Source organism: Acidovorax sp. GW823-FHT05D11 (assembly GCF_058795695.1).
Window position 1 is genome coordinate 5421727 of the sequence record NZ_CM179502.1, and the last position, 18552, is coordinate 5440278.

Annotated in this window: 15 protein-coding genes; 13 read left to right on the forward strand and 2 right to left on the reverse strand. The window is 66.8% G+C overall.

Translation table 11 applies throughout. The features are described from left to right. The first annotated feature begins 81 nt into the window (after window positions 1-81). The 5 genes from AC3RCE_RS25030 (at window position 82) to AC3RCE_RS25050 (ending at window position 9708) form a co-directional block, all read left to right on the forward strand. Window positions 82-3660, forward strand: coding sequence for an indolepyruvate ferredoxin oxidoreductase family protein (locus AC3RCE_RS25030; RefSeq protein WP_492254199.1), 3579 nt, complete (start codon window positions 82-84; stop codon window positions 3658-3660). A 300-nt stretch (window positions 3661-3960) separates the two neighbouring features. Next, window positions 3961-4296 carry a preprotein translocase subunit YajC gene (yajC, locus tag AC3RCE_RS25035; RefSeq protein WP_218297126.1) on the forward strand — a complete coding sequence of 112 codons (336 nt, stop codon included), beginning with the start codon at window positions 3961-3963 and terminating at the stop codon, window positions 4294-4296. 156 nt (window positions 4297-4452) lie between these two features. Continuing rightward, window positions 4453-6336: a protein translocase subunit SecD gene (secD, locus tag AC3RCE_RS25040; RefSeq protein WP_218297125.1), complete on the forward strand. Its 1884-nt coding sequence runs from the start codon at window positions 4453-4455 to the stop codon at window positions 6334-6336. 26 nt (window positions 6337-6362) lie between these two features. After that, window positions 6363-7313 carry a protein translocase subunit SecF gene (gene secF, locus AC3RCE_RS25045; protein WP_218297124.1) on the forward strand — a complete coding sequence of 317 codons (951 nt, stop codon included), beginning with the start codon at window positions 6363-6365 and terminating at the stop codon, window positions 7311-7313. A 19-nt stretch (window positions 7314-7332) separates the two neighbouring features. Next, entirely contained in the window at window positions 7333-9708 is a 2376-nt protein-coding gene (locus AC3RCE_RS25050) for a DUF1631 domain-containing protein (protein ID WP_492254200.1), read from the forward strand. 64 nt (window positions 9709-9772) lie between these two features. On the opposite strand, the gene dprA is transcribed toward AC3RCE_RS25050, so the two are convergent. Together dprA and AC3RCE_RS25060 are read right to left on the reverse strand one after the other, a co-directional pair. Next, window positions 9773-10957: a DNA-processing protein DprA gene (dprA, locus tag AC3RCE_RS25055; RefSeq protein ID WP_218339504.1), complete on the reverse strand. Its 1185-nt coding sequence runs from the start codon at window positions 10955-10957 to the stop codon at window positions 9773-9775. A gap of 90 nt (window positions 10958-11047) precedes the next feature. Continuing rightward, a complete protein-coding gene (locus tag AC3RCE_RS25060) occupies window positions 11048-12265 on the reverse strand; it encodes a LysM peptidoglycan-binding domain-containing protein (RefSeq protein WP_218297121.1) in 1218 nt (405 codons plus the stop codon). A gap of 199 nt (window positions 12266-12464) precedes the next feature. Here AC3RCE_RS25060 and def point away from each other — a divergent pair, with 199 nt between their 5' ends. From def to AC3RCE_RS25100, 8 genes are all read left to right on the forward strand, one after another. Beyond that, complete coding sequence (def, locus tag AC3RCE_RS25065) at window positions 12465-12974, forward strand: peptide deformylase (protein WP_218297120.1); 510 nt, start codon at window positions 12465-12467, stop codon at window positions 12972-12974. 35 nt (window positions 12975-13009) lie between these two features. After that, the gene (locus tag AC3RCE_RS25070; RefSeq protein WP_370627759.1) at window positions 13010-13480 is read left to right on the forward strand and encodes a hypothetical protein; all 471 of its coding nucleotides are present in this window, start codon (window positions 13010-13012) and stop codon (window positions 13478-13480) included. A 28-nt stretch (window positions 13481-13508) separates the two neighbouring features. After that, a complete protein-coding gene (gene fmt, locus AC3RCE_RS25075) occupies window positions 13509-14498 on the forward strand; it encodes a methionyl-tRNA formyltransferase (protein ID WP_218339422.1) in 990 nt (329 codons plus the stop codon). A gap of 47 nt (window positions 14499-14545) precedes the next feature. After that, a complete protein-coding gene (locus tag AC3RCE_RS25080; protein WP_370627766.1) occupies window positions 14546-15319 on the forward strand; it encodes an AzlC family ABC transporter permease in 774 nt (257 codons plus the stop codon). Continuing rightward, complete coding sequence (locus AC3RCE_RS25085) at window positions 15316-15669, forward strand: AzlD domain-containing protein (RefSeq protein ID WP_218297116.1); 354 nt, start codon at window positions 15316-15318, stop codon at window positions 15667-15669. Before AC3RCE_RS25080 ends, AC3RCE_RS25085 begins: the two co-directional genes overlap by 4 nt. A gap of 99 nt (window positions 15670-15768) precedes the next feature. Beyond that, window positions 15769-16968, forward strand: a complete 1200-nt coding sequence (locus AC3RCE_RS25090) for a phosphoglycerate kinase (protein ID WP_218297115.1) — start codon at window positions 15769-15771, stop codon at window positions 16966-16968. A gap of 209 nt (window positions 16969-17177) precedes the next feature. Then, window positions 17178-17867, forward strand: coding sequence for a hypothetical protein (locus tag AC3RCE_RS25095; RefSeq protein ID WP_218297114.1), 690 nt, complete (start codon window positions 17178-17180; stop codon window positions 17865-17867). Then, the gene (locus AC3RCE_RS25100) at window positions 17864-18421 is read left to right on the forward strand and encodes a FlgO family outer membrane protein (protein WP_218297113.1); all 558 of its coding nucleotides are present in this window, start codon (window positions 17864-17866) and stop codon (window positions 18419-18421) included. The genes AC3RCE_RS25095 and AC3RCE_RS25100 overlap by 4 nt, the downstream gene beginning before the upstream one ends. Window positions 18422-18552 lie beyond the last annotated feature (131 nt).

The following is an 18552-nucleotide window of genomic DNA, read 5'->3' on the forward strand; positions in this document are numbered from 1 at the left end:
TGCCCTAAACGGGCGGAAGGACTGCGCCCCGACCGGGCCCACAAGGCCCGGCCCCACAAAAAAGCCATTGGAGACATAGCCATGAACGCCCCACTGCCCGAGCACATCCGCAAGGCCCTCGAAACCGTCACCCTCGACGACAAATACTCTTTGGACCACGGCCGGGCGTTCATGAGCGGGGTCCAGGCCCTCGTGCGCCTGCCCATGCTGCAACGCCAGCGCGACGCCGTGGCCGGCCTGAACACCGCCGGCTTCATCAGCGGCTACCGGGGCTCGCCCCTGGGCACGTACGACCAGGCGCTGTGGGCGGCCAAGAAGCATCTGGCGGCCAACAACATCGTCTTCCAGCCCGGCGTGAACGAGGAACTCGGCGCGACGGCCGTCTGGGGCACGCAGCAGCTCGACCTGTATCCCCAATCCAAGAAATTCGACGGCGTCTTCGGCATCTGGTACGGCAAGGGTCCGGGCGTGGACCGCTGCTCGGACGTGTTCAAGCACGCCAACATGGCGGGCACCGCCAAGCACGGCGGCGTGATCGCGATTGCGGGCGACGACCACATCAGCAAGAGCAGCACGGCCGCGCACCAGAGCGACCACATCTTCAAGGCCTGCGGCACGCCGGTGTTTTTCCCGAGCAGCGTGCAGGAAATCCTGGACATGGGCCTGCACGCCTTCGCCATGAGCCGCTTCTCGGGCGTATGGTCGGGCATGAAGACCATCCAGGAGGTGGTGGAGTCGTCGAGCAGCATCTCGGTGGACCCGGACCGCGTGAAGATCGTGATGCCCGAGGACTTCGTGATGCCGCCCGGCGGCCTGCACATCCGCTGGCCCGACGCGCCGCTGGAGCAGGAAGCGCGCCTCATGGACTACAAGTGGTACGCGGCCCTGGCGTACATCCGCGCCAACAAGCTCAACTACAACGTGATCGAAGGCCAAAACGACCGCTTCGGCATCATCGCCAGCGGCAAGGCCTACAACGACACGCGCCAGGCCCTGGTGGACCTGGGCCTGGACGACGACACCTGCCGCCAGCTGGGCATCCGCGTGCACAAGGTCAACGTGGTCTGGCCGCTCGAAGCCACCATCACGCGCGACTTCGCCCAGGGCCTGCAGGAGATCCTGGTGGTGGAGGAAAAGCGCCAGGTCATCGAATACCAGCTCAAGGAAGAGCTCTACAACTGGCGCGCCGACGTGCGCCCCAACGTGCTGGGCAAGTTCGACGAGCCCGAGGGCGATGCCACGGGCGGCGAATGGTCCATGCCCAACCCCAGCCAGAACTGGCTGCTGCGCGCCAAGGCCGACCTGACGCCGGCCATCATCGCCAAGGCGATCGCCAAGCGCCTGAAGAAGCTGGGCGTCTCCAGCGACATCATCGCGCGCATGGATTCGCGCATCGCCATCATCGAGGCGAGCGAGCGCGGCATGGCCGAGCTCAAGGTGGACACGGGCGAGCGCGCCCCCTGGTTCTGCAGCGGCTGCCCGCACAACACCAGCACCCGCGTGCCCGAAGGCTCGCGCGCCGTGGCCGGCATCGGCTGCCACTACATGGCCAACTGGATGCCCGACCGCAACACGTCCACCTTCACGCAGATGGGCGGCGAGGGCGTGACCTGGGTGGGCCAGGCCCCGTTCACCACCGACCAGCACGTGTTCGCCAACCTGGGCGACGGCACATACTTCCACAGCGGTCTGCTGGCCATCCGCCAGAGCATCGCGGCGGGCACCAGCATCACCTACAAAGTGCTCTACAACGACGCCGTGGCCATGACCGGCGGCCAGCAGGTGGGCGAACGGCCCGAGGGCCACTCGGTGCTGCAGATCATGAACAGCCTGAAGTCCGAGGGCGTGGCCAAGCTCATCATCGTGACCGATGAGCCGCAGAAGTACGACGGCGTGGCGCTGGCCGAGGGCGTGACGGTGCACCACCGCGACGAGCTCGACACGCTGCAGCGCCAGTTCCGCGAGATCAAGGGCTGCACGGTCATCATCTACGACCAGACCTGCGCGACCGAAAAGCGCCGCCGCAGGAAGCGCGGCACCCTGGCCACGCCCGACAAGACCGTCGTCATCAACGAGCTGGTGTGCGAGGGCTGCGGCGACTGCTCCACCAAGTCCAACTGCCTGAGCGTGGAGCCGGTGGAGACGGAATTCGGCCGCAAGCGCCGCATCAACCAGAGCACCTGCAACAAGGACTACTCGTGCGTGAACGGCTTCTGCCCGAGCTTCGTCACGGTGGAAGGCGGCAAGCTCAAGAAGCCCAAGAAGGAAAAGAAGGGCGACCTGGCCAGCCTGCCGGCCATCCCTGAGCCGGTGCTGCCCGTGGCCGAAGCGGCCTGGGGCATCGTGGTCGGCGGCGTGGGCGGCACGGGCGTGATCACCATCGGCTCGCTGCTGGGCATGGCGGCGCACCTGGACGGCAAGGGCGTCATCACCCAGGACGCCGGTGGTCTGGCCCAGAAGGGCGGCGCCACCTGGAGCCACATCCAGATCGCCAACCGCCCCGAGGCCATCTACACCACCAAGGTCGACACCGCCAAGGCCGACCTGGTGATCGGCTGCGATTCCATCGTCGCCGCGCACAAGTACACACTGGCCGTGATGCAGCCGGGCCGCACCTTCGTGGCGCTGAACACGCATGGCACGCCCACGGCGGCCTTCGTGACCAACCCGGACTGGCAGTTCCCGGGGGCCAACTGCGACAGCGCCATCGCGGCGGCGGTCGGCGCGGGTGGCGTGGGGAGCTTCGATGCCGAACAGGTGGCCACCCAGCTGCTGGGCGACAGCATCTACACCAACCCGCTGATGCTGGGCTACGCCTGGCAAAAGGGCCGCGTGCCCTTGACCTACGCGTCGCTGATGCGCGCCATGGAATTGAACGGCGTGCAGGTGGACAACAACAAGGCGGCCTTCGAATGGGGCCGCCGCTGCGCCCATGACCTGGCCTCGGTGCAGGCGCTGTTTGCCGCCGCGCAGGTGATCCAGTTCGTCAAGAAGCCTTCGCTGGCCGAAATGATCGCCAAGCGCGTGGAGTTCCTCACGGGCTACCAGAATGCCGCCTACGCGTCCGAGTACACGGCCTTCGTAGAGAAGGTGCGCGCCGCCGAAAGCAAGCTGGGCACCACCACCCGCCTGTCGGAGGCCGTGGCCCGCTACCTGTTCAAGCTGATGGCCTACAAGGACGAGTACGAGGTCGCGCGCCTGCACACCGACAAGGCCTTCACGGACAAGATCGCGAACATGTTCGAAGGCGACTACAAGCTGGTGCACCACCTGGCCCCTCCGATGACGGCCAAGAAGAACGACAAGGGCGAACTCGTCAAGCAGCCGTTCGGCCCCTGGATGCGCAGCGCCTTTGGTCTGCTGGCCAAGATGAAGGGGTTGCGTGGCACGGCACTGGATGTGTTCGGCAAGACCGAGGAGCGCCGCATGGAGCGCGCGCTGATCGTGGAATACCGCGCCTGCATCGAGGAGCTGCTGGCCCGCCTGAACGCGGACAACCTGGCCCTGGCCGTGGAGATCGCCCGCATCCCCGAGGAAATCCGGGGCTATGGCCACGTGAAGGAGCGCCACCTGTCGGCCGCACGCCCCAAGTGGGACGGCCTGATGGCGCAGTGGCGCGCCGGCGGCACCACCGCCCAGCCGCAGCGCCAGGCGGCGTGAAGCCGGCTGCCGTGGCAGCCCTGCCGTGAAGAGCCCGCGCACCGCGCGGGCTTTTTACTATCAAGTCAGGAGCATCAAATGATTGACAGGCCGGCGTCCATGGCCATTTTGATCTGATTTTTTCCCGCCATCGCGGCGCACCGCCCGCCCGCGGCAAACACCCGCCAGCGGCTTGGGTCTTCCCCCTTGGGCCGCGCACAGGGGGCCGCATACAATGCCCTGTTCCGCCCTGGAAGGCGCCCTCGCGCCGGCCCCTGGCGGGTTTTGTGAATTTTGACCATCCGTTGTGGAGTCCAGTCCGTGTTTATTTCTTCCGCTTTTGCCCAAACCGCACCCGCCGCAGCCGCTGGTGGTACCGACATCATGTCCTCGCTGACCGGCATGCTGCCCCTGGTGCTCATGTTTGTGGTGCTCTACTTCGTCATGATCCGCCCCCAGATGAAGCGCCAGAAGGAACACCGCGCCATGATCGACGCCATCGCCAAGGGTGATGAAGTGGCCACCTCCGGAGGCATCGTCGGCAAGGTCACGCGCCTGTCCGAAGGTTTCCTGCACATCGAGATCGCCAACGGCGTCGAAGTGCAGCTGCAGCGCAGCGCCGTGGTTCAGGTCCTGCCCAAGGGTTCGGTCAAGTAATCAATGAACATTCCCCTGAGGCGCTGCGCGCCTTCCCCTTGCCCCCGCGCCGCGCGGGAGGGGGACGACGCCCCCGGACTGGCAGAGCCAGATCCACGGCGTCCCTGGCAGGGGTGGGCGCATGGCGCCATGCACAACTGAGATAAGAGCGCGATCATGAACCGTTATCCGGTCTGGAAGTACGCGATCCTGGTGATCGTGCTGCTGGTGGGGGTCCTGTACACCCTGCCCAATTTCTTTGGCGAAGCGCCTGCGGTGCAGGTTTCGTCGGCCAAGGCCACCGTCAAGGTGGACACCGCCGTGCAGCAGCGGGTGGAAGAAGCGCTCAAGGCCGCGGGCGTCACGCCCGACTTCGTGGCGCTGGAGGGCAACTCGGTGCGCGCGCGCTTTGACACGCCCGACACCCAGCTCAAAGCCAAGGACGCGATCCAGAAGGCCCTGGTGCCCGATGCCAGCGATCCGTCGTACATCGTGGCGCTGAACCTCGTGTCCCGCTCGCCCGTCTGGCTCAAATCCCTGCATGCCAACCCCATGTACCTGGGCCTGGACTTGCGCGGTGGCGTGCACTTCATGCTGCAGGTGGACATGCAGGCGGCCCTGACCAAGAAGGCCGAGTCCTATGCGGGCGACATCCGCACCGCGCTGCGCGACAAGAGCATCCGCCACGGCGGCATCAGCCGCGAAGGCCAGAACATCGACATCAAGGTGCGCGACGAGGCCATGCTGACGGCGGCCCGCAACCTGATCGCGGACCAGTTCACCGACCTGCAGGTCGCCAGCACGCCCGAAGGCAGCGAATTCAAGCTGCGCGCCTCCATCAAGCCCGAAGCCACGCGCCGCGTGCAGGAGCAGGCCCTCAAGCAGAACATCGTCACGCTGCACAACCGGATCAATGAGCTGGGCGTGGCCGAGCCCGTGATCCAGCAGCAGGGCCTGGACCGCATCGTGGTGCAGCTGCCCGGCGTGCAGGACACCGCCAAGGCCAAGGACATCCTGGGCCGCACGGCCACGCTGGAAGTGCGCATGGTGGACGAGGGCACCGAGGCCCGCACCGCCGAGACTGGCCGCGGCCCCGTGCCGTTCGGCTCCGAACGCTACCTGGAGCGCAGCGGCCAGCCCGTGATCGTCAAGAAGCAGGTCATCCTGACCGGCGAGAACCTGACCGACGCGCAGCCCGGCTTCGACGGCCAGACGCAGGAGCCGACCGTCAACCTCACGCTGGATGCCAAGGGCTCGCGCATCTTCCGCGACATCACGCGCGAGAACGTGGGCAAGCGCATGGCCATCGTGCTGTTTGAAAAGGGCAAGGGCGAGGTGGTGACGGCCCCCGTGATCCGCAGCGAAATCGGCGGCGGCCGGGTGCAGATCTCCGGCCGCATGACCACGGCGGAAGCCAACGACACCGCGCTGCTGCTGCGCGCGGGCTCGCTGGCCGCACCGATGGAAATCATCGAGGAATTCACCATCGGCCCGACGCTGGGCGCAGACAACATCGAACGCGGCATCCACAGCGTGGTCTGGGGCCTGGCGGCCATCGCGGTCTTCATGTGTTTCTACTATACGCTGTTCGGCGTGTTCTCCAGCATCGCGCTCGCCGTGAACGTGCTGCTGCTGGTGGCCATCCTGTCGATGCTCCAGGCCACCCTGACCTTGCCGGGCATTGCCGCCATGGCGCTGGCCATCGGCGTGGCCATCGACTCGAACGTGCTGATCAACGAACGCATCCGCGAGGAACTGCGCTCCGGCATGTCGCCGCAGGCGGCCATCCATGCGGGCTACGAGCGCGCCTGGGCGACCATCCTGGACTCGAACGTGACGACGCTGATCGCGGGCCTGGCGCTGCTGGCCTTCGGCTCCGGCCCGGTGCGCGGCTTTGCCGTGGTGCACTGCATCGGCATCCTGACCAGCATGTTCTCGGCCGTGTTCTTCTCGCGCGGCCTGGTGAACCTATGGTATGGCCGCCAGAAGAAGCTCAAGAGCGTGTCGATCGGCCAGGTCTGGAAGCCGGACGCCGATGCCGCCGTGGCCAAGACGAACTAAGAAACTCCAAGCAAGGAACAAAGATCATGGAGTTTTTCCGCATTCGAAAAGACATCCCGTTCATGAAGCACGCGTTGATCTTCAACGCGATCTCCTTCATCACGTTCGCGCTGGCCGTGTTCTTCCTGCTCACGCGCGGGCTGCACCTGTCGGTGGAGTTCACGGGCGGCACGGTCATGGAAGTGGCCTACAGCCAGCCGGCCGAGCTGGCCAAGGTCCGCGAGACGGTCTCCGGCCTGGGCTATCCCGACGTGCAGGTGCAGAACTTCGGCACGGCCCGCGACGTGATGATCCGGCTGCCCGTGCAAAAGGGCGTGACGTCGGCGCAGCAAAGCGAACAGGTACTGGGCGCGCTCAAGGCCGCCAACCCCGAGGTCACGCTGCGGCGCACCGAGTTCGTGGGCCCGCAGGTGGGCGAGGAACTGGTGCACGGCGGCTTGATGGCGCTGGCCATGGTCGTGGTGGGCATCGTGATCTACCTGGCCTTCCGCTTCGAGTGGAAGTTCGGCGTGGCGGCCATCATCGCCAACCTGCACGACGTGGTGATCATCCTGGGCTTCTTCGCGTTCTTCCAGTGGGAGTTCTCGCTGTCGGTGCTGGCGGCCGTGCTGGCCGTGCTGGGGTATTCGGTCAACGAATCGGTCGTGATCTTCGACCGGATCCGCGAGGCCTTCCGCAAATACCGCAAGATGACGACGCACGAGGTGATCGACCACGCCATCACGAGCACGATGAGCCGCACGATCATCACCCACGCATCCACCGAGGCCATGGTGCTGTCGATGTTCTTCTTTGGCGGCCCGAGCCTGCACTACTTTGCCCTGGCGCTCACCATCGGCATCCTGTTCGGCATCTACTCCTCCGTGTTCGTGGCCGCGGCCATCGCCATGTGGCTCGGTGTGAAGCGCGAAGACCTTGTCAAGCCCGTGAAGAAGGATGGGGATCCGAACGATCCCCATGCCGGGGCCACCGTCTGAACCGCTAATATCGGTCTCCATGCAAGCCACGCCCCCTTCCGTTCCACAGCGCCGCCTGGCCCGCCAGGCGCGCCAGCGGTTCGTAGAGGGGCTGTGCGGCGGACTCCCGGACCTGGACAAGACGGTCCTGGATTTCCTGACAACGCTGATGTCCCAAACGGGCACAGCGCGCGAAATGCAGGCGCACCGCGATGCCTGGATGTTGTACCAGCAGCACCATGCCGCCTGGACCGAACGCACCGGCAAGGCCTGGCGCGATGCGCTGGCGCCGCACAGCAGCACCACCCGCGGCACCCTCGCCACCGGCGGCGCGAGCCCCCAGTTCGAGCTGCTGAGCGACGACGTGGTGGAAAACAAGATCCTGGCTTCCCGCATGGCCCTCACGGTCAGCGAACAGGTCAGCCACCAGTTCGACACCTTGCGCCAGCGCACCCAGTCGCTGGAAGGGCAGGAGCTCGACAGCAGCGACATCCTCCGGCCCGATGCCGTGTGCCTGCTGCTGGTCGAGCAGTGGGTCGAGGCCGGCCTGCCCCGCACCGACCTGCAGACCGTGGTGGACCCGTTGCAGCGGGAACTGGCCAACCTGCTCCAGAAGCAGTACCAGGCCGTCAATGTGTTCTATGTGGAGCAGGGCGTCACGCCCCAGGCCGACCTCAAGTCGCGCGTGCGGCGCACTTCGGGCGGCACGGTTGCCGGTGGCGCCAGCAACTCTGGTGCCGGGGGCCTGGCGTCCCAGGCGCTGGCCCAGACGCGGGAAGCCATGGCTGCGGCGCGCGGCGGCGGCATCCCCCAGCCGGGCGGCGGCCACCCCATGCCCCAGCATCACCTGCCCGGCGGCAGGCCGCCGGCGGGCTATCCGCGGCATGGCCTGCCCACGGGGTTTGCCACGGGCATGACCCCGCTGGCGCGGGCCCGCCAGCGGGCGCAGGGCGTGATGGGGCAACTGCGCAGGCTGCTGACGCAACCGGCGACCGGGTTCGACATGGTCAATGCCCCGCCGGCTTCGGCCGCGCTCGCCCATGCCCTCACCGCCCACCGCGTGCACGCCGACACCTACTACAGTGGCGTTGCCACCCTGATGGAAGACTACAGTCCCGCGGCCGTGGTGCAGTTGGCGGGCGCGGTGCGCGAACGCTCGACCGAGCTCAAGAAGAAGGCCTCCACCGCCGGGGAAAAAGCCATCATCGAAGTGGTGGCCCTGATGTTCCAGAGCATCCTGGCCGAAGACCGCATCCCGCCGGCCGTGCGTGTCTGGTTTGCCCGGCTTCAGGTGCCCGTGCTGCGCGTGGCGCTGGCCGAGCCAGAGTTCTTCAGCAACCTCAACCACCCCGCGCGCCAGTTGATCGACCGCATGGGGGCGTGCGTGATGGGCTTTGATGCCACCAGCATCAATGGCAGCGCGCTGGAGGCAGAAATCCGCCGCGTGGTCCAGGTGATCGAGCAGTACCCCGAGACCGGCCGGCGTGTGTTCCAGCTGGTCTACGACGAGTTCGAGAAATTCCTGTCCAAGTTCCTCACCGAAAAGCAGGCCACCTCGCGCCTGGTCACGGTGGCCCAGCAGGTCGAGCAGAAAGAAACCCTCGCGATCCAGTACACCATCGAGCTGCGCACGATGCTGCGCGACATGCCGGTGCGCGACGAGATCCGCGAGTTTCTCTTCAAGACCTGGGCCGAGGTGCTGGCCCTGTCGGCCGTGCGCGACGGCCCGCAGCACGCAGACACCGTATCGCTCAAGCGCACGGCCGCGGACCTGGTCTGGGCGGCCAGCGCCAAGCCCAACCGCAGCGACCGCGCGCAGGTCATCCAGAATCTTCCGGGCCTGCTGCAGCGCCTGCGCCAGGGATTGGCCCTGATGGGGGTGAACGGCCCGGCGCAGGATGCGCAGATCAAGGTCCTCACCGACACGCTGGCCGACGCCTTCCTGTCCAAGACGGCATCCATTCCGCAGGCACACATCGACGCCATGGCCAAGCGCCTGGCCAACCTTGAGGATTTCATCAACGACGCGACGCTGGGCGACATGCCGCTCAACGCCGACAACATCGAGATGATGCTGGGCATCGATGCCTCCTCCATCCATGTGGTCGCCGACAACGGCGCGCCCGTTCAGGACGACATGGTCGCCTGGGCCCAGGAACTGCAGCCTGGCACCTGGTACACGCTGGACCACAACGGGGCATCGGCCCAGGTGCAATATGCTTGGCAAAGCCAGCGCAAGCAGCTGCATTTGTTCGCCGCTGTCGACGGCAGCAGCTACCTGATCCAGTTGCGAAGGCTCGCAGCCTATCTGCAGGCCGGCTTGCTCGTGGCCCAGGAAGAAGAGGGCCTGACCTTGCGCGCCACGCGCGATGCGCTGGCCAAGCTGGACGCCAACCCCGAGCGGCTTCTGGACTGACCAGGCCCGGGCGCACCGAACGAAGCGGCGCGCGCCCGAACCACCACCGTCCAGAGGGGGCGCCTCAGGCGGTCCCCAGCCGCTGGAACAGGCCGCCCGGCAAACGGGCAACGCGGCCCTCGAGCTCCAGCTCCAGCAACGCCACCTGCAGCGACGCCGCATCCATGCCGGTGCGGGCCACCAGGGCATCCACGCCCATGGGGTCAAAACCCAGGGCCTTCAGCACAGGGCTGTCTGCCCCTCCGTGGATGCCCGGGTCGGTGTTGCTGCATGCTGACCCGAAGTCAACGAGCTGCCTGTCCACCGCCGGGGCGGAAGGCAGGCGCAACTCTTCCAGCACGTCCTGCGCGGACTCCACCAGCTTGGCCCCCTGGCGTATCAGCGCATGGCAGCCCCGTGATTGCGGTGCGTGGATGGAGCCGGGAATCGCAAACACTTCGCGGCCCTGTTCGGCCGCCATTCGGGCAGTGATCAGCGACCCCGAGGCCAGTGCCGCCTCGACCACCAGAGTCCCCTGGGAGAGGCCGGAAATGATGCGGTTGCGCTTGGGAAAATTGGCGGCCAGCGGTGGCGTGCCCAGGGGGTACTCGCTGACCAGAAGCCCGTGCGTGGCGATGCGGTGCGCGAGGTCCAGGTTCTTGCGCGGATAGACACGGTCGAGCCCCGTGCCCACCACGGCAATGGTGGCAGGTGCAACCTGCGCCGCGGCTTCAGTGTCAACGTCCAGCGCCCCTTCATGGGCCGCAGCATCCACCCCCAGCGCAAGCCCCGAGACAATGGTGAGGCCCGCCCCGCGCAGTGTCCGGGAAAAAAGCCGCGCGTTGTCCGCGCCTTGGGCGGTGGGATTGCGGCTTCCGACCACCGCGAGGCACCGGCCAACGGGAAACGGGGCCTGCGTGACCAGCCGGGCCGGGCCCATCAGGTACATCAGCAGCGGCGGGTCTTCGGTATCCAGCAGAGACTGTGGATACCGGTGGTCACCCAGCGTGACCACCGCGCGCGCAGGCCCCTGGGGATCGGCGCTCTCCAGCCATTGCCAGGTGGTATCGAGCAGCGCTTCCCATTCGGTGGGCACGGCGCACAGCGCCTTGGCCTGGGCCAAGGTCACACATTGCTGCAGCGCAGACTCCGATTGCTGGAAGACCGCCTCGGGCAGGCCAAAGCGCGCCAGCAGGCGCCGTGCGGCGCCATTGCCCACCCCCGCGGAGAGGGTGAGGCGCAACCATGCTCCCAGCTCGTCGCGGTCCATGATGGCGGTTGTAGAAGGCAAACAGCAGCAAAACAGGCCAGGGCCCGTGCCGCCCCTGGGCGGCTTCGCGGCCCCGGCAGGTCCGCGCAGTTACTCCTGGGGATTCACCAGGCGGTCGCCAACCCGCACGCCACTGCGAATCTCCAGGATCAGGGCATACGAAACCCGGTCGAAGGTCCGGAACACCATGGCGGTTCCGTTGTTCTCACTGGGCAGCTTGACCATGGTCTTCGCATCGCCGGTCACATCCTTGATGCGATCGCCCTTGGTCAGCAACGACAGCACATGGCCCGGCTCGATGCCGTCCTGCGAGCCCAGGTTGATCGCAACCACCTGGTTCTGGGCGGCGTAGGCCGCCGAGAAGCTACCGTAGATGGAGACGACCCGCGCGTCGACGTCGATATGGGGCGCACGGGGTGTGTAGCTGGTAAAGACCCGGGCGGGCGCAGGCAGGATGCGGTCCCCCGCGCGGATCTCCTCCTTGGTGCCCGACAGATCCACCGTGGCAGGCACATACTCGGAAATATAGCCGCCCTTGCCGTTGGGGATATCCTCGAAAGACTCTCCCCGCACCAGCTCGGCCTTGCCCAGATACTGCGCTTCGTACCCCAGGATTTCACCCGTCACGGGATCCTTCATGGCCACGGCATCGCGAAAGACACGGAAGAAACGGGGCTCGCCCGCCTCGGCTCGAACGGGTGCGGAAGCATCCCCGCGCACATAGGCCCGGTCGCCACTGGCCATCAGCACCCGGTCTTCGGTGGTAGCGATGATGCGGGGAGCGCGCTGCAGCACCTGGGCATCCACCACCAGGGGCTCCACGAGGAAAGGCTCGATCAGGTGGGGCTTGAGGGTGGGCAGCGCGGTGCTGGCCAGGCTGTCGCTGCGGGTGCGCGGAGACACGCGCACCGTCTGCGTCTCGGGTTCCGCCACGCCCGGGGGCGTGGTCCGCAGGCGTGCGTAGCCTCCATCCTTGTCCAGATACAGCGTCTGGCCCGGGTAGATCAGGTGGGGGTTCGGAATGGACTGGAGGTTCATGCCCCACAGCTCGGGCCAGCGCCAGGGACGCTTGAGGTACATGCCCGAAATGCCCCACAGCGTGTCGCCGCGCTTGACGGTATAGGTATCCGGTGCGTTGGGCGCCAGCTCCGAAAGGGGAACGCCACGCTCCGATACCTGCTGTGCGGTCGCGCGCTGGCCGCTGGAGATGGGGTGGTTCTGCGCCTGGGCCGGGGCGATCAGCAAAGCGCCAGCGATCATGGTGAGCGCGCCCAGGGCGGTCCGCCGAACGCTGGTGAATGCCGTCATGTTGTTCCTCTTCTCATGCATTGTGAAACGCCCCCTCACTGGCGCCTCGGTGCCAGCAGCATGCGGGCGACCGGGCAAATACGTTACAAACCCTCTTAGATTCTCTGCTCAAGCCCTTGATTCGGCAACGATTATTGGCCTGCAACGCTGCGGCGAACCTCAAAAGTGGCGAAAATAGCGACATCTCTCGGCAGCATCCATGGCAATCCTTCCCATTCTCTGTTACCCGGACCCCCGGCTCCACAAGGTCGCCCGCCCCATCGAGGCGGTGGATGACCGCGTCCAAAAGCTGGCGGCCGACATGCTCGCCACCATGTACGACGCCCACGGCATCGGCTTGGCCGCCACCCAGGTGGACGTGCATGAGCGGCTGGTCGTCATCGACGTGTCCGAGGAGCGCGACGCGCCCTTGGTGCTGATCAATCCGGAACTTGTCTGGACCAGTGCGGAAAAACACCTCAACGACGAGGGCTGCCTCTCGGTGCCCGGTATCTATGACGGCGTGGAGCGCTTCGATGCCGTGCATGTGCGGGCACTGGATGCGCAGGGACAGTCGCGCGTCATCGAGGCCGATGGCCTGCTGGCAGTCTGCATCCAGCACGAGATGGACCATCTGATGGGCAAGGTGTTCGTGGAATACCTCTCGCCGCTCAAGCGCAACCGCATCAAGACCAAGATGATCAAGCAGCAGCGGGGGGCGCGCGAGTGACCCGCCCGGCGCTCTGCACCCTCAGGGGTGGCGGAGTGCTGGCGCTGTCGGCGCTGGTGGTCCAGCTCGCGGGCTGCGCGCTACCCGCCCGTGAAACGCCCGGCGCGCTGCGCGCCGATGTCATCGCCAGGCTGGGACCGCCCACCGCCACCTTCTCCCTACCGGGCGGCGAGCGGCTGCTGTACTCCGAGCTTCCCGCGGGGTTTGCGGCCTACAACCTGGATTTCGACGCCAGCGGCAAGCTGGTGCGCAACGAACAGGTGCTGACGCAGACGCGCTTTGAGAACATCCCCGTCGGAGCCTGGACCCTCGCCGATGTGCAGCGCACCTTCGGCGCACCCTTGCGCGTGGAACGGGTGGCGCGTTTTGATGGCGACATCTGGACCTACCGCTTCCGCCAGAATTCCGACCCGCGCCTGGCCCATGTCCACCTGGACCGCCAGGGCGTGGTGCGGCTCGTGATGTTCACGGACGAACAGCCCAACTTCGACAACACGCGCGACTGACCTGCCGCGCACCACCCCATTGGTTTCCATGAGAGTCATTTTTGCCGGCACGCCCGAATTCGCCCGCGCGGCGCTGGAACAGCTTCTGGCCGCAGGCTTCACCGTCCCGCTGGTCCTCACCCAGCCCGATCGCCCCGCGGGCCGCGGCATGAAGCTCCAGGCGTCTCCCGTCAAGCAGTGCGCGCTGGACCACCGCATTCCCGTCGCCCAGCCGCGCAGCCTGCGCCTGGAAGGCAAATACCCGGACGATGCCGCCGCAGCGCGCGACGCCCTGCTGGCCGCCCAGGCCGATGTGATGGTGGTGGCCGCCTATGGGCTCATCCTGCCGCAGTGGGTGCTGGACCTCCCGCCACGGGGATGCCTGAACATCCATGCCAGCCTTCTGCCGCGCTGGCGCGGCGCGGCGCCCATCCACCGCGCCATCGAGGCCGGGGACGCGGAAACCGGCATCACGATCATGCAGATGGACGCTGGCCTCGATACCGGGCCCATGCTGCTCACGGAGCGGCTGGCCATCGCGCCGACGGACACGACCGCCTCCCTGCACGGCCGGCTGGCCTCCCTGGGCGGCCGCATGATCGTGGAAGCGCTCGAACTGGCCGCCTGCGGGGGCCTGCGGGCAGAGCCCCAGCCAGCCGAAGGCATCACCTATGCCCACAAGATCGAAAAAACCGAAAGCACCATCGACTGGTCTTTGCCTGCCACGCTGATCGGGCAGCGCATCCGGGCCTTCGATCCCTTTCCTGGCGCCAGCACCGAATGCGCAGGAGAAACGATCAAGGTATGGAGCTATGAAATAGATAGCAATATACCCGCTAACGGCAAGCGCCACGGCCAGATACTCTCGGTGGACGGCCAGGGCGTGGCGGTGGCCTGCGGCGAAGGCGCGCTGCGCCTGACCACCTTGCAGCGCGCCGGCGGCAAGCGGCTGGCGGCAGCGGATTTCCTGCGGGGGTTCGACCTGCAGCCCGGCATGGTGCTGGGCGCCGCGCCCGCCGCGGCGGTGGCGCCGGCATGAGCCGCAGGGACCTCATCGGCCGCACGCTGCGCCACCCCTCCTTTCGCATGGCCGCCACCGACATGGTGGGCACGGCCGTGGGCATTGGCGCGTGGGGCCTGGTCACCGGGGTGGTCATGGTCAAGAGCGGCCTGCCCATCGGCATGGCCGTCTTCATGTCCCTGGTGGTGTATGCCGGCAGCGCGCAGCTGGCGGTCATCCCGCTGATGGCGGCGGGCGCGCCGCTGTGGGTGGTCTGGCTCACGGCCAGTTGCGTGAACCTGCGCTTCGTGATCTTCAGCAGCATGTGGCGCAGCTACTTCGCGCACTTGCCCGTGCGGCAGCGGCTGGCCGTGGGCTATTTCAGCGGCGACGTGATCTATGTGGCCTTCATGAAACGCTTTCCCGAACCGCGTCCGCAGCCCGAGCAGTTGCCGTACTTCTGGGGCGCGGCGGCCACCAACTGGCTGGCCTGGCAGGTGCCGTCCATCGCGGGCATCTTCCTGGCCAATGCCGTGCCGCTGTCCTGGGGCCTGGGGTTCGCGGGCGTGCTGGCGCTGCTGGGCGTGCTGCTGTCGCTGCTGTTCGACCGGGCCACCTGGCTCGCCACGGGTGTCGCCGCGACGGCCGCGATCGCTGCCTTCGCGCTGCCGCTCAAGCTCAACATCCTGGTGGCCCTGGCCGCCGCCGTGGCCGCGGGGTTGCTCATGGAGGCCGTGGACCGCCGCCGCCACAAGCCGGAACTGCTGCTGGTGCCCACCGACAGCGTGATGCCGCCCGAGGAACGCGAACACGTCGAGGCGGGCGACATCGTGCCGCTGCGCGAGGAGCGCCACCCATGAATGCGCCCTGGTCGTCCTGGTGGGATCTGCTGGAACCCTTCATCGCCGTGGCGGGGCTGGCCGTCATCACGGTGGTCTCGCGCTCCTTCTTCATGATTCCCGAGCGCGAGCTGCCCCTGCCCGACTGGCTCAAGCGCGGCCTCAAGTACGCGCCACTGGCCGCCCTGACGGCCGTGATCGCGCCCGAGATCCTCATCACCCGGGGCGAGCTCATCGATACGCTCATGGACGCCCGGCTCCCCGCCGTCCTGTGCGCGAGCGCGTACTACTTCTGGCGGCGGGGCATCCTGGGGACCATCGTGGTCGGCATGGCCGTGTACCTGCCGCTGCACATCGGATGGGGCTGGTAGGGATCGGTGGCGGGGCGGGGCCGCGGGATGGGGCTGCGGGTGGGGCCGCCTAAAATGGCGGCCCTGATCCACGTGCCCCCACCAGGAAGCCTCCCTCCCATGAACATCCTCCGCTTTTCCGATCTCTGTGCCCAGGGCAAGGCCCAAGGCCAGCGCGTCTTCATCCGCGCCGACCTGAACGTTCCACAGGACGACGCCGGCCGCATCACCGAAGACACCCGCATCCGCGCATCCATTCCCTGCATCCGCATGGCGCTGGACGCCGGCGCCGCGGTGATGGTGACCAGCCACCTGGGCCGTCCGACCGAAGGCGAATTCAAACCCGAGGATTCCCTGGCCCCCGTGGCCGCGCGCCTGGCCGAGCTGCTGGGCCGCGAGGTGCCCCTGGTCTCGAACTGGGTGGACGGCGTCGCCGTCGCCCCCGGCCAGGTCGTGCTGCTGGAGAACTGCCGCCTGAACGTGGGCGAGAAGAAGAACAAGGAAGACCTGGCCCGCAAGCTGGCCGCGCTGTGCGACATCTTCGTGAACGATGCCTTTGGCACCGCCCACCGCGCCGAAGGCACGACCTACGGCATCGCCCAGTTCGCACCGATCGCCTGCGCCGGCCCGCTGCTGTCGGCCGAGATCGATGCCCTGACCAAGGCCCTGGCCCATCCCCAGCGCCCGCTGGCGGCCATCGTGGCGGGCTCCAAGGTATCGACCAAGCTCACCATCCTCAAGAGCCTGGCCGACAAGGTGGACCAGCTCATCGTGGGGGGCGGCATTGCCAACACCTTCATGCTGGCGGCGGGCCTGCCCATCGGCAAGAGCCTGGCCGAGCCCGACCTGCTGGAAGAAGCGCGCGCCGTGATCGCCGCCATGAAGGCGCGGGGCGCGGAAGTGCCGATCCCTACCGACGTGGTCACCGCCAAGAGCTTTGCCGCCGACGCCCCCGCCACCGTCAAGGCCGCGGCCGATGTGGCAGAGGACGACCTGATCCTGGACATCGGCCCCGACACCGCCGCCCGCCTGGCCGCCCAGCTCAAGTCGGCGGGCACCATCGTCTGGAACGGCCCCGTGGGCGTCTTCGAATTCGCCGCCTTTGAGAACGGCACGCGCGAGATCGCCAAGGCCATCGCCGACTCGCCCGCGTTCAGCATCGCCGGTGGTGGCGACACCCTGGCGGCCATCGCCAAATACGGCATCGACAAGCAGGTGGGCTACATCTCCACGGGAGGTGGGGCCTTCCTGGAAGTGCTGGAAGGCAAGACGCTGCCCGCGTTTGAAATCCTCGAAAAACGCGCCGTTACCAGTGTTTGAAATTTGTTACACGCGGACGCACAAGCAAATGCAGCCGCGCGTAAGCAAGCACGCCAATCTGTGACCAAAAACAACGAATTGCGTGTGTCTGGGCGTAGTTACCTCAATTTTTTCTTGTTTTTGTTGAGTATCGCGCCCAGAATTATTTTTCAATCGCGTGGGATGTATCTGTTCATGTCCCCGCCTCTCAAAGTCCGTAGGAGGGAATCATGAAATTTTCAAAGGCAGTCAGCTTGGCGGTGCTCGCCGGCGCTGTGGCTACTTTGGCGGGATGTGCTTATCGTTCGCCCATTCCCCTGGCGGAAAACTTTGAGCTCACGGTACAACCCAAGGTCCGCTCCGCCGGTCACTGGGAACTGGTTTCCAACGACGTGGTGGCGCAAACGCTCAGCACGCTCGACAAGTCTGGCATGGCTCCGGGCACGCCGCTGCATGTGGCCTTGCCGCCCAACCCCAGCCCGTTCGACCTGGCGTTCCGCGACTTCCTGATCACCAAGCTGGTCCAGAGCGGCGCCCCCGTGCTGCAAGACCCCGGCCAGACGCTCAACGTGACCTACAACACGCAGGTCGTTCGCCACAACAGCCCGCGCCCCCATTTCATTCCCGGCCAGTTCACCATGATCGCCGCGGGCCTGATGGCCGCCTATGGCCTGCGCCACGAACACCTGGACGCGCAGATGCTGGCCACGCTGGGCCTGACCTCGCTGGCCGACTACGGCGCCAGCATCAACTCGGGCGGCCCCACCAACACCGAAATGATCCTGACCACCACCGTGACGCGGGGCGGCCAGTACGTGGCACGCAAGACCGATGTGTACTACCTGGAAAACGCGGACACGCCGTTGTTCCTGCGCCCCTCGTACTACAAGAACGTCAACATGAAGGTGGTCTCGCAATGAAATCCACAGCACTTCTGACCGCGCTGGCCGCCGCAGCCCTGCTGGCAGGTTGCGCCAACAACGGCACGCCCGTGCGCACGGAGCCCACGTACCAGGAAGCCGCCAACAACCAGTTCCTGGCCAACAGCCGCGATGCCGTCGCCAAGCTCACCGCGGGCTTTGACCTGAGCGCTGCAGGCAGCGGCCCGGTCCTGGTGGCCACCGTCGTGAACGTGAACGACCTGAGCCGCTCGGCCCCCCTGGGCCGCACGCTGTCCGAGCAGTACGCCTCGCACATGGCGTCCAGCGGCTTCAACGTCAAGGAAATCAAGCTGCGTGGCGACGTGTTCGTGCGCGAAGGCGCCGGCGAGCTGCTGCTGTCGCGCGAGATCAAGGACATCGCGCGCAGCCACAATGCGTCGCTGGTGCTCGTCGGTACGTACTCGGCCGCGGCCAACTACACCTACGTGAGCCTGAAACTCGTGCGCACCGAAGACAGCCGCATCATCCGCGGCTACGACTACGCACTGCCCAACGATCGCGACGTGCAGCGCCTGCTGGCCGTACAGCGCTGAGCGGCCGCCCGCAAGCCGGTCCCGCACAAGAGCAACAAAAAAGGCCGTCGAGACGGCCTTTTTTGTTGCCCGCCGGCGGCCACCAGGCCATGCCGGTGCCACGGCAGCCGTCCCGGCCGCCAGAAAACCCC